The organism is Rhodoplanes sp. SY1 (assembly GCF_046000175.1).
Taxonomy (GTDB): Bacteria; Pseudomonadota; Alphaproteobacteria; order Rhizobiales; family Xanthobacteraceae; genus Rhodoplanes.
Map to the genome: position 1 here is coordinate 47,503 of NZ_JBEOMB010000053.1, position 14,539 is coordinate 62,041.

Consider the following 14,539-nt stretch of genomic DNA (forward strand, 5'->3'; position numbering starts at 1 on the left):
GCCGCGATTGCCCCTATACTCACCTGTATGCGCCGTCTGACCCGCCCGCTGTGGATCCTGCTCGCCGTCGTCTTTCTCGTCGAGGCGTGGCTGTGGGAGCATGTGCGGCCGCTGGTCGCCCGCGTGGTCGACTGGATCGCCTGGCCGGCCCTGAAAGTCCGGATCGCCGCGGCGATCGCGCGGCTGCCGCCCTATCCGACCCTGCTGGTGTTCGCCGTGCCGGCGGCCCTGCTGTTCCCGCTGAAGCTCGCGGCGCTGTGGATGTTTTCGCACGGCTTCTGGATCGGCGGCGTCGCCGTCTTCGGCTTCGCCAAGGTCGCCGGCGTCGGCGTCACCGCCTTCGTGTTCGACCTCACCCGGCCGAAGCTCCTGCAGCTTCCCTGGTTCCGCCGGCTCTACGAGCTGGTGCTGCGCGGCCTCGCCTGGGCGCATGGCCTGATCGACCCGTACAAGGCCGAGGTGAAGGCGTGGGTCGCGCGCACGGTCGCGCCGCTGCAGCGGCGCCTGCGCCGCCTGATGCGCCTGCTGGCGCCGGGCCGTCGTGGCCGTCTTCTGCGCCATGTCCGCCGCCTGCGCCGAAGCGTGCAGCGTGGCACGCCCGCCCCGCGGCCCGCCGCGGCGGAGTGAGCGACACCGCACCGCCTTTCCCTTCATGGTGAGGAGCGATCCGAGGGATCGCGTCTCGAACCATGCGGCCACCGTCTCGGCCGCCCACGCCCTTCGGGACGCCGCCTTCGGCGGCTCCTCAGGACGAGGGCGGAGGGAGGCTCGGCGCTCGGCCGCAGCGCCCCGGGACGACCGCGACCCTCACACGAAATGCACGGCGTGCGGGGCGAACAGGCCGATGCCCATGAACACGATTCCCAAGACGCCGACGCCGCCGGCCACGAAGGCGAGCGCCATCATGCCGGTGATGACGGCGGCCGAGCACAGCACGATGCCGATCTGGAATGCCGCCGACGCCACCTCGTAGTGGTGGTAGCGCGCGAGCGCGGTGTCGCGCTCGTGCTCCAGGTGCTCGGCCTGCGCCCGCAGCTCCTTGCGGCCGTCCTTTTCCTTGGGATCGCTGTCGTAGCGGGCGATGGTCGCCTTCCAGGCGTCGATCTGCTTCTGCAGCGCCGCCTTCGCCTCCTCGTTGGGGGCGGTGGCGAGCTGCAGGGTCATCGCCTCGGCGGCGGCGCGCAGCGAGGTCTGGCGCACCGTCTTGGCCTGGAAGAAGTTCCAGGTGTCGGAGGCCTTGATGTTGAGGCCGATCGCCTCGGTCTGGGCGCTCTTGCCGAGCGTCTCGGAGAAAGCGAGGAACAGCGCGATGATCGCGATCAAGAGGGCGATCTGCTTGTTGTGCCCGGCGGCGTGCTCGGCGTGCTCGTGATGCTCCAGATTCTCGTGCGGCCCGGCCATGGTCTCCCCCTCGGCGCTGGTGGTGCCGGAGGGATGTAGCGGGCTGGCGTCGGTCCGCAAGGGGACTTTCGGCGATGTCTTGCAGGTCGTCCCGTCACATATCCCGTCACCCATCCCCTGGCCCGGCGTGCTCGAACGGCCCTCTGTCCTCCCCGGCGCCGCTCCTCTATACCGGCCGCACAGGCAGGAGGGCGCGATGAGCGATGTGCGAGTGATCGTGGCGGGTGCGGGCGGCCGCATGGGCAAGACCCTGGTGAAGGCGATCGCCGAGGCGAAAGGCGTCGTGCTGGCCGGCGCCATCGACGCGCCGACCTCGCCGCTGATTGGCCGCGACTCCGGCGAGATGTCGGGGATCGGCGCGAACGGGATCCCGGTGATGGGCGATCTGGGCGCGCTCGCCCAAAAGGCCGACGGCGTGATCGACTTCACGATTCCTGCCGCCTCGGTGGCGCTGGCCGAAAGGACCGCGGCCGCCGGTCTGTTTCACGTCATCGGCACGACCGGCTTCTCGGTCGCCGACGAGCAGGCGATCGCGGCCGCCGCGCAGACGGTCGCCATCGTCAAGTCGGGCAACATGAGCCTCGGCGTGAACCTCCTCGCGGCGCTGGCGAAGCGGGTCGCGGCGACGCTCGACGAGGAGTTCGACATCGAGATCCTCGAGATGCACCACAACAAGAAGATCGACGCGCCCTCCGGCACGGCGCTGCTGCTCGGCGAGGCGGCGGCGCGCGGCCGCGGCATCGACCTCGCGGCGCGCTCCGAGCGCGGCCGCGACGGCCACACGGGCGCCCGCACGCCGGGCGACATCGGCTTCGCGTCGCTCCGCGGCGGCACCGTGGTGGGCGAGCACTGGGCGATCTTCGCGGGACCGGCCGAGCGCATCGAGCTCGTCCACAAGGCCGAGGACCGCATGATCTTCGCCCGCGGCGCCGTGAAAGCGGCCGTCTGGGCCAGGGGCCGGCCGGCCGGGCTCTACTCGATGATGGACGTGCTCGGCCTGAAGGATTTTTGAGGCACGGCGCCCCTTTTCCGCCTCGTCCTGAGGAGCGGCCGCAGGCCGCGTCTCGAAGGGCGGGGCGGCCCGTATGGTCGCCTCGGGGGCGGTGGCCTCATGGTTCGAGACGCGCTCTGCGAGCGCTCCTCACCACGAGGGTCACCGCCATGCGTGTGGTGCCGCCCGGCCTCACCGCATCAGCGACGTGCCGGTCATCTCCTTGGGCTGCGGCAGGCCCATGAGGGCGAGCAGCGTCGGGGCGAGGTCGGCGAGGCGGCCGTCGGCGAGGCTCTTGGCGTCGCTGCCGAACAGCATCACGGGCACCGGGTTCGTCGTGTGGGCCGTGTGCGGGCCGCCCGTCACCGGATCGCGCATCAACTCGCAGTTGCCGTGGTCGGCCGTGACCAGGAGCGCCCCGCCCATGGCGCCGATCGCCTCGACGATGCGGCCGAGCCCGGTGTCGGCCGTCTCCACCGCCTTGATGGCGGCCGGCAGGCTGCCGGTGTGGCCGACCATGTCGGGATTGGCGAAGTTCAGCACGATCAGGTCGTACTTGGCCGATCGGATCGCCGCGACCGCCTTGTCGGTCAATTCGGGCGCCGACATCTCGGGCTGCAGGTCGTAGGTCGCGACCTTGGGGGACGGGACCATGATGCGGTCCTCGCCCGGATACTGCTTCTCCTCGCCGCCGTTGAGGAAGTACGTCACGTGCGGATACTTCTCGGTCTCCGCCATGCGCAGCTGCGTGCGGCCGGCGTCCGCCGTCACCTGGCCGAGGCCGTTGGCCAGGCTGTCGGGCGGGAAGACCGTCCCCATGAAGACGTCGAGCGCTTCGCTGTACTGGGTGAGACCGACCGCGATCGCCACCTTCGGCACCCGCGGGCGGGGGAAGCCGTCGAAGCCCGGGTCGAGCAGCGCGCCGAGGATCTCGCGCACCCGGTCGGCCCGGAAGTTGAAGCACAGGATGCCGTCGCCGTCCTTCATGCCGGCATAGTCGCCGATCACGGCCGGGACGATGAACTCGTCTCCGACATTCGCCGCGTAGGACGCCGCGATCGCCGCCGCCGCGTCCTCGTGATGGGCGCCCTGCGCCTCGACGATCGCGGCCCAGGCCTTCTCGACCCGGTCCCAGCGCTTGTCGCGGTCCATGGCGTAGTAGCGGCCGTCGACGGTCGCGATCGGCACGGTCGGCGGCAGGTCAGCAGCGAGCTTCTCGACATACTCGGCGCCGGCGCGGGGCGGCGTGTCGCGGCCGTCGGTGAAGACGTGCATGACGGTCGGGATGCCGGCGAGCGCGAGAATCCCGGCGAGTGCGGCGCCGTGGTCCTGGTGCGAGTGGACGCCGCCCGGCGAGACGAGCCCCATCAGGTGGCAGGTGCCGCCGGTCTCGCGGAGCGTGTCGATCAGGCCGACCAGCGCCGGCGCCTTCTCGATCTCGCCGGTGGCGATCGCGTCGGTGATGCGCGGCAGATCCTGCATCACCACCCGGCCGGCGCCGATGTTGAGATGCCCGACCTCGGAGTTGCCCATCTGCCCGTCGGGCAGGCCGACATCCTTGCCGGAGGTGCGCAGGAAGGCGTGCGGGCAGGTGCCCCAGAGCTTGTCGAAGGTCGGCGTGTTGGCCTGCCGGACCGCGTTGTCGGCGGCGTCATCGCGCCACCCCCACCCGTCCAGAATGACCAGCATCACGGGACGACGCGTCTGCATGTCGGTGATCTCCTGCCTGCGCCGAAAACGGCCCCACGGCGCGGTTCACCTACTCATGGGACGCCCCACCGCCCCCGTCAACGGCCGGTGAGAGGATACCGAATTTCGGCTGATCGGCTGGAAGTCCGCTTGCTGGCGTAGGTGCTCCGGGCGGCCCCCCACCCCCGACCCCTCCCCGCCACTCGCTTCGCGAGCAGGGGGAGGGGAGTCGAGCCGTTTCGGCGCTCGTCGCAGAAACTGTCGTTTGTCGAACTCGGCGCCTCGGCTCCCCTCCTCCCATTCGCTCTTGCGAATGGCGGGGAGGGGTCGGGGGTGGGGGCGTTCTTGCGCAGGCGATCGCGTTATTGTCCCGACCCGAGAGCCCGGAAGCCCGCTCACCCCTCGCGCTGGCCGGTTTCCCAGCCGAGCATGGCGCGCTTGCGGGTGATGCCCCAGTGATAGCCGGTGAGGTCGCCGCTCTTGCCGACCACGCGATGGCACGGCACCACGAAGCTCAGCGGGTTGCGGCCGACCGCGGCGCCGACGGCGCGCGCCGCCTTGGGCGAGCACACCGTGCCGGCGACCGTCGAGTAGGTGGTCAAGCGGCCGAGCGGGACGCGCAGCAGCGCCTCCCACACCCGCACCTCGAAGTCGGTGCCGATCATCACGATCCGCAGCGGCCGGTCGGCCCGCCACAGGGCGGGGTCGAACACCCGGCGGGCGAGCGCCGCGGTGCCGGCCTGGTCGCGCACATAGGTCGCGTTCGGCCAGCGCGCCTGCATGTCGGCGAGCGCGGCCGTCTCGCCGCCCTGGTCCGCGAAGGCGATGCCGGCGAGGCCGCGGCTGGTCGCCATCACCAGCGCCGAGCCGAACGGCGACGGGTGGAAGCCGTAGTCGAGCACCAGGCCGGCGCCGCCCGCCTTCCACTCGCCCGGCGACATCGCCTCGTGGGTGACGAACAGGTCGTGCAGCCGGCCCGGACCCGAATAGCCGACCTCGTAGGCGGCATCGAGCACGCTCGCCGATTCGCGCAGCAGCTTTCGCGCATGGTCCAGCGTCAGGGCCTGAAGGAAGGCTTTCGGGGTCAGCCCGGCCCAGCGGCGGAACAGCGCCGTGAGGCCGTCGGTCGACAGGCCGGCGGCGTGCGCCACCGCCTCGATGTCGGGCTGCTGCTTCCAGTGCTCCGACAGGAACGCGATCGCGCGGCGGACGCGGTCGTAGTCCTCGGCGGCGCGGTCGAGCGCGGCGCTCCGGGTGCGGACCGGGGGTCGCACCTCGACGGGATCGGTCAGGATCATGGTGCTCATGAACGCGAGCCTATGACTCCGACCCGGGGGGATCCACCCGATTTCCGGGCAGCTCGCGCGCGACCTCCGGGAAGGTGGTGCGGGTCGGCCCGCGCCGCGCCTCGGCGAGCGCCGTCGCCAGCGCGGCGGCGAAGCCCTCGCGCTCGGCCGGCGACAGCCAGGATCCGACCACCAGCCGGCGGCCCTGCGAGATCAACGCGATCCGCAACAGGCCGAAATCCGGGTCGGTCTCGCGGTCGAGCCGCGCCCACACCGGGTTGAGGCTCGATTCGGTGGTCAGGCCGGTGTGGCCGACGCGCCGGATCGTCACGGCCGACGGCGTCACCACGATCTGCTCGCAGGCGGCGGCCCGCTTCGTGTTGATCCGCAGGGCCCAATAGACGAGCGCGACGTCGAGCCCTAGAAACCCCGAGACCGGCCAGGCGCCGGCCGCGAGGAAGACGAGACCGAGCACGCCGCTCGCCGCCGCGACGAGCAGGATCACGGCCCGGACGCCGGAGCGGCCGAGCGAGCGATGCGGCGTGACGACGGCCGAGAACAGGATCGGCTCGGAGGAGGGGGACGCCATGGGCACCGGGGGTTCTGCGCCGTGCGGCTCGCGGCCGACGGCGCGGCGGTTTCTGCGACGGCCGCACCTTTCCGGGCGGCCTTTCTCGACGACACGGGCGACACGACCATGATCCGCAAGCCGTCTGCCGGCGGACCTCAAGCAAGCCGCAAGCCGAAGGCCGCGGTCAAGGGGCGCGCGAGCACCGCCTCGCCCGGGAAAGGCAAGAGCAAGGCCCCGGCGACGCTGACGGCGGCCGAAACCGAAGAGATGTTCCGCCGCTTCGCGGCCAAGAACCCGGAGCCGAAAGGCGAGCTCGAGCACGTCAACCCGTTCACGCTGCTGGTCGCCGTGGTGCTGTCCGCCCAGGCGACCGATGCCGGCGTCAACAAGGCGACGCGCGCCCTGTTCCAGGCCGCCGACACGCCCGAGAAAATGGTCGCGCTCGGCGAGGCGAAGGTGCGCGACTTCATCAAGACGATCGGCCTGTTCAACACCAAGGCCAAGAACGTCATCGCGCTGTCGCAGCAGCTCATCGCCGCGCACAACGGCATCGTCCCGTCGACCCGCGAGGCGCTGGAGACGCTGCCGGGAGTCGGCCGCAAGACCGCCAACGTGGTGCTCAACATCGCCTACGGGCAGGAGACCATGGCGGTCGACACCCACATCTTCCGGGTCGGCAATCGTACCGGGCTAGCGCCGGGCAAGACGCCGCTCGACGTCGAGACCCGGCTCGAGGCCGTGGTGCCGAAGCCCTACCGGCTGCACGCCCATCACTGGCTGATCCTGCACGGCCGTTACACCTGCACGGCGCTGAAGCCGCGCTGTCCGCTGTGCCCGATCGCCGATCTGTGCCGCTGGCCGGACAAGACCGCCTCGGTGCCGCCGCCGTAAACTCACCGGTCATTCCGGGCCGCACGCGGCAGCGTGCGGACCCGGAATCCAGTCCGGAGCACGGCGTGTGTCGCTGGATTCCGGGTTCCGGCCTTCGGCCGGCCCCGGAATGACGGCGCTGCGATGTCCGTTGCGTATGTGCATGGTTGCGGGCGCGGCGCGACGGAGCTACGCCAGCAAAGGCGGCGGGTCTTCGGCTCGGAACGACGGATGGCTTATCTCTGGATCGCGATCGGCAGCGCGCTGGGCGGCATGGCGCGCTTCTGGTGCTCGGGCGTGGTGGCGCGACTCGTCGGCGAGACGTTCCCGTGGGGCACCTTCACCGTGAACGTCGTCGGCTCCTTCGTGATCGGCTTCTTCGCCGTGATCACCGGGCCGGACGGCCGGCTGATGGTCGGCACGCCGGTGCGCCAGTTCGTGATGGTCGGCATCTGCGGCGGCTACACCACCTTCTCGTCGTTCTCGATCCAGACGCTCGACCTGATGCGCGACGGCCAGTGGCTGGAGGCCGGCGGCAACGTGGTCGGCTCGGTCGTGGCGTGCCTTCTCGCCGTCTGGGCCGGCGCCGCGCTCGCCACCGCCTTCAACACGATGCGCTGGATATGAGGAGCCTGCCATGCGAGTGCCGCGCGACGCCGTGCTTCTGAGAATCTTCGTCGGCGAGGACGACAAGCTCGACCGCACGCCGCTCTACGAGGCCATCGTGCTCAAGGCGCGCGAGCACAAGCTCGCCGGCGCCACGGTGCTGCGCGGCCCGCTCGGCTTCGGCCATTCCTCGGTGCTGCACACGACCAAGATCCTGAGGCTCTCGGCGGATCTGCCGCTGGTCATCGAGATCGTCGACGCGCCCGAGAAGATCGACGCCTTCCTGCCCGTGCTCGACGCCATGATGCCGTCCGGCCTGGTGACGATCGAGAAGGTTCAGGTCTTGCAATACGGCGAGAGCCGCAACGGGACGACGTGAGGGCGCGCCCTGCGCCCTGTGCTTGGAATGACGGACTTGGAATGACCTCATGCGTGTTCTGGTGATCTACTGCCACCCGGTCGAGACGAGCTTCAACGCCGCCGTTCATGCTCGCGTGGTCGACAGCCTTCGCGCGGCCGGCCACACGGTCGACGACTGTGATCTCTACGCGGAAGGATTCAATCCGGTGCTGAGCCGCGAGGAGCGGCTGAATTATCACGACACCGCAGTCAACCAGGCGCCCGTGCAATCCTATGTGGACCGGCTGCAGGCCGCGCAGGCGCTGGTGCTGGTGTTCCCGGTGTGGTGCTTCGGCCTGCCGGCGATGCTGAAGGGCTGGTTCGACCGCGTGCTGATGCCGGGCGTCGCCTTCGACATCAGCGATCCGGCCAACGTCAGGCCGGCGCTGACCCATCTGAAGCGCATCACCGCCGTGACCACCTACGGACGGCCGCGCTGGACCGCACTCCTGATGGGCGATCCGCCGCGAAAAGTGATCACGCGCTATCTGAGGGTGCTCTCGGGTGGCCGTGCGAAGATCACCTACCACGCGCATTATCACATGAACGTCTCGACCGACGCGACCCGGGCGGCGCACCTGGAGAAGGTGGCCGAGGTGATGAAGGGGCTGTGATGTAAGGCCGAAGACTCTCCGTCGTCATGGCCGGGCTCGTCCCGGCCATCCACGCTCTTACGCCGCCTACGGCTGCTTCGTGGATGCCCGCGACAAGCGCGGGCATGACGGCTCAGGGGGCGCGGCGCTCAGAACAACCCGATCATCCGCCCGTCGGGGAGAACGTCGATCGCTTCGGCGGCCGGCACGCGGGGCAGGCCCGGCATCGTCATGATGTCCCCGCAGATGGCGACCACGAAGCCGGCGCCGGCGGCGAGCCGCACCTCGCGCACATGCACGATGTGACCCGCCGGCGCGCCCTTGATCTCGTGATTGGTCGAGAAGCTGTACTGGGTCTTGGCGATGCACACCGGCAGATGCCCGTAGCCCATCGCCTGGAAGCCGGCGAGCTGCTCGGCGACCGGCGCGTCGAGCGCGATGTCGTTGGCGTGATAGATCTCGCGCGCCACCGTGCGGATCTTCTCCACCAGCGGCATGTCGTCGGGATAGAGCAGCTTCAGCCGGCTGCGCCCGCTCTCCGCCGCCCGCACCACGGCGCGGGCGACGTCGACGGCGCCCTTGCCGCCCTCCGCCCAGTGGTCGGCCACGTAGGCCTCGACGCCGAGCGCCGCGCAGGCGTCGCGCACCAGCGCGATCTCGGCCGGCGTGTCGGCCGAGAAGCGATTGATCGACACCACCGGCACCAGCCCGAACTTCTTCACGTTCTCGACGTGGCGGCGGAGATTGGAGAGGCCTTCCTCCAGCGCGTCGAGGTTCTCCTCGCGCAGATCCTCCTTGCGCACGCCGCCGTGCATCTTCAGCGCCCGCACGGTCGCGACCAGCACGACGCAGTCGGGCGCGAGCCCCGTTTTACGGCACTTGATGTCGAGGAACTTCTCGGCGCCGAGATCGGCCCCGAAGCCGGCCTCGGTCACCACCCAGTCGGCGAGCTTGAGCGCCGTCTTGGTGGCGATCACCGAATTGCAGCCGTGCGCGATGTTGGCGAACGGGCCGCCGTGCACGAAGGCGGGCGTGCCCTCCAGCGTCTGCACGAGATTCGGCGCCAAGGCCTCTTTCAACAGCGCCGTCATGGCGCCGTGCGCCTTCAGGTCGCGCGCCCGGATCGGCGTCTTGTCGCGCGTCTGCGCCACCACGATGTCGCCGAGCCGCGCCTTCAGCTCGGCGAGGTTCTCGGCCAGGCAGAAGATCGCCATCACCTCGGAGGCGACCGTGATGTCGAAGCCGGCCTCGCGCGGAAACCCGTTCACGGCGCCGCCGAGCGAGCAGACGATGTCGCGCAGCGCCCGGTCGTTCATGTCGAGCACGCGCCGCCAGGTCACCCGGCGCGAATCGATGCCGAGCCCGTTGCCCCAGTAGATGTGGTTGTCGATCATGGCGGCGAGCAGGTTGTGGGCCGCCCCGATCGCGTGGAAGTCGCCGGTGAAATGGAGGTTGATGTCCTCCATCGGCACGACCTGGGCGTAGCCGCCGCCGGCCGCGCCGCCCTTCTGGCCGAAGGAGGGGCCGAGGCTCGGCTCGCGCAGGCACAGCATCGCCTTCTTGCCGATATGAACGAGCGCATCGGTGAGGCCGACCGTCGTCGTCGTCTTGCCCTCGCCGGCCGGCGTCGGGGTGATGGCGGAGACCAGGATCAGCTTGCCGGAGGGGCGATCTTCGAGCGTCTCGACGAAGTCGAGCGACACCTTGGCCTTGTAGCGGCCGTAGGGCTCGAGCTCGTCGGCCGCGATCCCGAGCTTTTCGCGTGCCAGCGCGACGATGGGCCGCTTGGGGGCGTCTTGCGAGATCTCGATGTCGGACTTCGGCGCGAGGTGCTGGGAGGGCGGCATTCCGGAACCCTGATGCGACTACGGCGGCCGATACCTACAGGAAGTCGCGCCGCGCGTCGAAGCCCGCCGCGGCACGCGGCCTGCCTGCGCCCGCGCAGGGCGCTAAAAAACTGTCATCTCGGGCGTTTAGCCTGTCGATTCAGGGGCGGCGGTCGGCCGCTCCGGCGCCGGGACCCCGCGCATGAAAAACCCGCCGACTCGGACGAGTGGCGGGCGGATGTCCTGCGCTGTAAGATGCGTCGGAAGGTTGGTTGCGGGGGCAGGATTTGAACCTGCGACCTTCAGGTTATGAGCCTGACGAGCTACCGGGCTGCTCCACCCCGCGCCAAGGACCGGACGACGTCGTCGCCGGCGCGGGGCTTATGTAGCAACCTCGTCGGGGAATGGGAAGCCCAAGTGGGACAGAATTTGGTACTTTCGAGCATGGCTCGGATGCCGACCGGCTCCGACCACAAGGACCCGTCGTCCGGCGGGCTGCATGTCCCGGATGTTCTGCGTGAAATCGCCCGCGGGGCGCTGACCGAGGCGCGCACGGCGATCACCGATCCGAGCCTCCCGGAAGCCGAGGCGATCCACGATTTCCGCAAAGGGATGAAGCGCTGGCGGGCGCATCTGCGCCTGGTCGAGCCGTTCCTCGGCGACGAGGGCAAGCGGCTGCGCACCGAGGCGCGCGACCTCGCCCGGCTGCTCGCCGGCGCCCGCGACGCCCAGACGGCGCGCGACGCGCTGGAGGACCTCGGCAAGCTCGACGACTCGGCGCGCGAGACGACGCCGCTGCTCTCGGATCGCAGCCTCGCGACCGTCACGGCGCGGCTCGACGCGGTGCGGACGCAGGCCGAGGGGGTCTCGCTCACGCCCGACACCCGCCGGCAGATCGACGAGATCCTGCTCGCCGCGACCGAGGGGGTGAAGTACTGGCCGATCGGCCATCTGACGTTCCGCGACGTGGCGACCGAGCTCGCCGGCCACTACGCCCGCGCCCGCAAGGCGATTCCCGTCGACTGGCAGACCAGCCATCCCGAGACCCTGCACGAGATGCGCCAGAAGGTGGTGATCCACCGCTATCAGATGGAGATCGTCGCGCCGCTGTGGCCGCGCTTCGGCGAGTTCTGGATCGGCGAATCGCAGCGCCTGCGCGACCGGCTCGGCCACCACCAGGACCTGATCATCCTGGCCGGCTTCACCGAGCCGCACGGCCCGCTGGCGCCGTGGCGCTCGCGCCTCGTGCCGCTGATCGCGGCGCGCCGGGCCGAGCACGTCGCCGTGGCGGCGCGGCTCGCCGGCCGGCTGTTCGCCGATTCGCCGCGGAGCTTCCGTCGCCGCCTGCTCGCTTTGTGGGAGCACCGCGTGCCGCAGTGAGGTGTGCGGCCCGCCGGAGCCGGCGGGTCGGGAACGCGGCGGTCCCGAGCCTCGTTACCTCCACGGCCCGCAGGGTCGCGGCGGCCTGCGGCCCGGCCTTCGTCCCGGGAGGCCGGCGATCCCACGCGCGGCCCGGAGGCTCTGACCTGGACGGCGCTCTCGCATCCTACGGATTCACGTTCGACCCGCTCGGCACGCTCGACGTGGTGCTGCGGCTCGGCGCCGCGACGCTCGCCGGGCTGGTCATCGGCTTCAATCGCGGCATCCGCAACAAGCCGGTCGGCATGCGCACCCTCGCGCTGGTCTCGCTCGGCGCCGCGACCGTTGCGGTCGGCGCCCTGCAGGTCGAGGGCATGCTCGGCCATCCGGACGCGGCGAGCCGGGTCGTCCAGGGCGTCGTCCAGGGCATCATGACCGGCATCAGCTTCGTCGGCGCCGGCGTCATCCTGCGCGATTCGGAGGCCGGTCGGATCAAAGGGCTGACCACCGCGGCGACCGTGTGGATGAGCGCCGCGCTCGGCATCGCCTGCGGGCTCGGCGGCTGGAGGACGGCCGCGATCGCGTTGGCGATCGCCCTGTTCGTCCTGGTGGTGATCCACTGGATCGAGCGGCTGACCGGGCGCGACGAAGGCGAGGAGGACGCGGCGTGAGGCCACGCCGGCCCGACCGAACCAGGGCCGGCTTCCGCCACACCTTACCGTCGGGATAGAGTGACGGGCCGGATGGTCGCGGTCCGGCGTCCCACCTCGGCGGTCCGCATGCCTCGCCTCTCGCACCGAATCCCGACCCTTGTTTGCCCGTGGCCCGTGACCGCGGCCCTGCTCGCCGCGGTCGTGCCGGTCGTGCTCGGCCTCGGCGGGGCGGCCGCCCAGCCGGTCCCGCCGCCGGACCCGCTCGACACCGTCTACGCCAACGGCGATGCCCCGATCGACGAGGCGACCAAGCGCAGCCTCGCCACCACCGAGATGTTCCGGGCGTTCCTGCCGCTGTCGGTCGATCTCTCCGGCAGCATGCCGCTGCCCGGGCGGCAGGGAAAGCTGCCCTCCTGCACGGCCTGGGCGGTCGCCTATGCGGCGCGCAGCTATTACGTCGCGACCGCCGAGGGGCGCGACGTGCGCCAGGCCGCGAACGTGCCGAGCCCGGCCTATGTCTATCACCTCGCCCGCGCCACGCCGGATTGCACCGGCACGAGCTTCGTCCGCAACATCGACGTCCTGCGCCGCGGCGCGCCGTCCTTGGCGTCCTATCCCTATGCCGACCAGTGCACGGCCCCGCCCGGGCCGGGCGTGACCGGACGCCCCGGCGAGTTCCAGGTGCGCGGCTATCGCCGCATCGACCTCGCCCGCATCGACGACGTGAAGGGCCAGCTCGCGCTGTCCAACCCGGTGCTGATCTCGTTCGCCGACAGCGTCGCCTTCCAGAGGCATCGCGGCGACGGCGTGTTCGCCGAGCCCGACTTCACCGGCCCGCGCGGCTGGCACGCCATGACGCTGACCGGCTACGACGACCGCCGCCAGGCGTTCCGGCTGATCAACTCGTGGGGGACCGGCTGGGGCGACCGCGGTTATGCGTGGATCGGCTACGACACGTTCCGCCAGAGGGTCCGCGAGGCCGGCATCCTCGATGTGGAGCGGTCGGTGCGCCCGCCCCCGCCGCCGCCGGTCGCGCCCGTGCCGTCACCGCCCGTGACGCCCGTCCCGACGCCCGCTCCGGTGGTCCAGCCGCTGCCGCCGCCGGTGCCGCCCGCCGGGCAGGTCGTCTCGGCGGATCTGCCGGAGCTGCGGCGGCTCGCCTGCGCCAAGGTGACGGCACGGCGCGACGCCGGCCGTACCGTGCTGTCCGGCTTCGTCGCCTCGGCCGACGATCTCGCCGTCGTGCGGCGCGCCGCCGCGTCACGTCCGGGCATGACGGTCGGCGACGTGATGGTGGCGCCGTGGCCGCAATGCGAGGCGCTGCAGACGCTCGACGACGCGCTCGACGTCGCCGACCGTCCGACCGTCGACATCGGCGGCCGCGCCGTGCTGCGCGACGGCGATCCGCTGCGCATCGCGGTGCGCACGCCGAGCCGGCCGCGCTATCTCTATGTCAGCTACGTCCAGGTCGACGGCTCCCTCGTCCATCTGGTGCAGCCGCGCGACGGCAATCCCGCGCCCGCCGAGGCGAGCCGCACGCTGGTGTTCGGCGACGGCTCAGACGGGCGGGCGCGGGCGACCGTGAGCGCCCCGTTCGGCCGCGAGATGATCATCGCCATCGCCTCGACGACGCCGCTGTTCCCGCGCGCGCTGCCGACGCGGCAGACCGAGCGCGAGTATCTCTCGGCGCTGCGGCGCGCGCTGCTCGCCCAGCCGTCGGCCTCGGCGGCGGGCGCGACGCCCGGCCGCGACGTCGCCGCGACCGTGCTCAGCCTGGAGACGCGCGGCCGCTGACGTTCCGCCCGCCGGTCTTGCGAGCCGGGATGACGATCAGGTGTCGCGCATCCACAGGCGCGAGCGCTCTTCCTCGCTGATCCGCGGCGCCCGGACCGGCAGCAGCGACGCGCGGCGCGCGGGTCGCTCGCCGGGCGGCAGCGGGCGGCCTTCGGCGTCGGCGCGCGGCTCCACCTGCGAGGCCCACACGTCGGCCAGATAACGGGCGCCGGCGACCACGATCGCCGCACCGACCAGGGCCACGGCGAGCAGGGCGAGCTCGGAGCCGTCCGGCCCGAGGCCGAGACGCGGCGCCGCGAAGGCGCCCGCGAAGGCGCCGACCAGGCCGGCGACGACGTCGGCCGGAAGGCCGAAGCCGGTTTCGGAGGAGGCGACCTGGCTGGCGAGCCATCCCACGGCGGCGCCGATCAGGGCGACCATCACGAGGGTCTCGAAAGGAAGGTTCATCGGGGGTTCTCCGTGACTGAACGCGACGACCGAAGGGTTGTTATGAGCACCCGG

At 71.3% G+C, this 14,539-nt stretch carries 15 protein-coding genes and 1 tRNA gene; 9 read left to right on the top strand and 7 right to left on the bottom strand.

Features of this window, described 5'->3' with window-relative positions:
* Positions 1-27: 27 nt before the first annotated feature.
* Positions 28-627, top strand: a complete 600-nt coding sequence (locus ABTU92_RS15080) for a hypothetical protein (protein ID WP_408091996.1) — start codon at positions 28-30, stop codon at positions 625-627.
* Between the two features lie 180 nt (positions 628-807).
* Here the strand turns inward: ABTU92_RS15080 and ABTU92_RS15085 are convergent, their stop codons facing one another.
* Positions 808-1,401: a DUF4337 domain-containing protein gene (locus ABTU92_RS15085; protein ID WP_408092087.1), complete on the bottom strand. Its 594-nt coding sequence runs from the start codon at positions 1,399-1,401 to the stop codon at positions 808-810.
* Positions 1,402-1,597: 196 nt separating this feature from the next.
* Here ABTU92_RS15085 and dapB point away from each other — a divergent pair, with 196 nt between their 5' ends.
* Complete coding sequence (gene dapB / locus ABTU92_RS15090) at positions 1,598-2,413, top strand: 4-hydroxy-tetrahydrodipicolinate reductase (RefSeq protein WP_408091998.1); 816 nt, start codon at positions 1,598-1,600, stop codon at positions 2,411-2,413.
* 171 nt (positions 2,414-2,584) lie between these two features.
* Here the strand turns inward: dapB and gpmI are convergent, their stop codons facing one another.
* The 3 genes from gpmI to ABTU92_RS15105 all read right to left on the bottom strand — a co-directional run bounded on the left by gpmI (position 2,585) and on the right by ABTU92_RS15105 (position 5,956).
* The gene (gene gpmI, locus ABTU92_RS15095) at positions 2,585-4,102 is read right to left on the bottom strand and encodes a 2,3-bisphosphoglycerate-independent phosphoglycerate mutase (protein ID WP_408092000.1); all 1,518 of its coding nucleotides are present in this window, start codon (positions 4,100-4,102) and stop codon (positions 2,585-2,587) included.
* 374 nt (positions 4,103-4,476) lie between these two features.
* Positions 4,477-5,388 (bottom strand): methylated-DNA--[protein]-cysteine S-methyltransferase, encoded by a 912-nt coding sequence (locus ABTU92_RS15100; protein ID WP_408092002.1) that lies wholly within the window; start codon positions 5,386-5,388, stop codon positions 4,477-4,479.
* A gap of 10 nt (positions 5,389-5,398) precedes the next feature.
* Positions 5,399-5,956 carry a DUF2244 domain-containing protein gene (locus ABTU92_RS15105; RefSeq protein WP_408092004.1) on the bottom strand — a complete coding sequence of 186 codons (558 nt, stop codon included), beginning with the start codon at positions 5,954-5,956 and terminating at the stop codon, positions 5,399-5,401.
* A gap of 108 nt (positions 5,957-6,064) precedes the next feature.
* Between ABTU92_RS15105 and nth the strand changes: the two genes are divergently transcribed.
* From nth to ABTU92_RS15125, 4 genes are all read left to right on the top strand, one after another.
* Positions 6,065-6,829, top strand: a complete 765-nt coding sequence (gene nth, locus ABTU92_RS15110; RefSeq protein ID WP_408092006.1) for an endonuclease III — start codon at positions 6,065-6,067, stop codon at positions 6,827-6,829.
* A gap of 210 nt (positions 6,830-7,039) precedes the next feature.
* Complete coding sequence (gene crcB / locus ABTU92_RS15115; protein ID WP_408092008.1) at positions 7,040-7,435, top strand: fluoride efflux transporter CrcB; 396 nt, start codon at positions 7,040-7,042, stop codon at positions 7,433-7,435.
* Between the two features lie 10 nt (positions 7,436-7,445).
* Positions 7,446-7,793, top strand: coding sequence for a DUF190 domain-containing protein (locus ABTU92_RS15120; RefSeq protein WP_111356024.1), 348 nt, complete (start codon positions 7,446-7,448; stop codon positions 7,791-7,793).
* Positions 7,794-7,842: 49 nt separating this feature from the next.
* Entirely contained in the window at positions 7,843-8,427 is a 585-nt protein-coding gene (locus ABTU92_RS15125; protein WP_408092010.1) for an NAD(P)H-dependent oxidoreductase, read from the top strand.
* A 128-nt stretch (positions 8,428-8,555) separates the two neighbouring features.
* Here the strand turns inward: ABTU92_RS15125 and ABTU92_RS15130 are convergent, their stop codons facing one another.
* On the bottom strand, positions 8,556-10,253 hold the full coding sequence (locus ABTU92_RS15130; protein ID WP_408092012.1) for a formate--tetrahydrofolate ligase: 1,698 nt from the start codon (positions 10,251-10,253) through the stop codon (positions 8,556-8,558).
* Between the two features lie 248 nt (positions 10,254-10,501).
* A tRNA-Met gene (locus tag ABTU92_RS15135) sits at positions 10,502-10,578 on the bottom strand.
* A gap of 107 nt (positions 10,579-10,685) precedes the next feature.
* Here ABTU92_RS15135 and ABTU92_RS15140 point away from each other — a divergent pair.
* The 3 genes from ABTU92_RS15140 to ABTU92_RS15150 all read left to right on the top strand — a co-directional run bounded on the left by ABTU92_RS15140 (position 10,686) and on the right by ABTU92_RS15150 (position 14,038).
* Complete coding sequence (locus tag ABTU92_RS15140; RefSeq protein WP_408092014.1) at positions 10,686-11,612, top strand: CHAD domain-containing protein; 927 nt, start codon at positions 10,686-10,688, stop codon at positions 11,610-11,612.
* Positions 11,613-11,815: 203 nt separating this feature from the next.
* Entirely contained in the window at positions 11,816-12,262 is a 447-nt protein-coding gene (locus ABTU92_RS15145; protein WP_408092016.1) for an MgtC/SapB family protein, read from the top strand.
* 156 nt (positions 12,263-12,418) lie between these two features.
* A complete protein-coding gene (locus ABTU92_RS15150) occupies positions 12,419-14,038 on the top strand; it encodes a C1 family peptidase (RefSeq protein WP_408092017.1) in 1,620 nt (539 codons plus the stop codon).
* A 36-nt stretch (positions 14,039-14,074) separates the two neighbouring features.
* Here ABTU92_RS15150 and ABTU92_RS15155 read toward each other — a convergent pair whose 3' ends face one another.
* The gene (locus ABTU92_RS15155) at positions 14,075-14,485 is read right to left on the bottom strand and encodes a GlsB/YeaQ/YmgE family stress response membrane protein (protein WP_408092019.1); all 411 of its coding nucleotides are present in this window, start codon (positions 14,483-14,485) and stop codon (positions 14,075-14,077) included.
* Between the last annotated feature and the right edge of the window lie 54 nt (positions 14,486-14,539).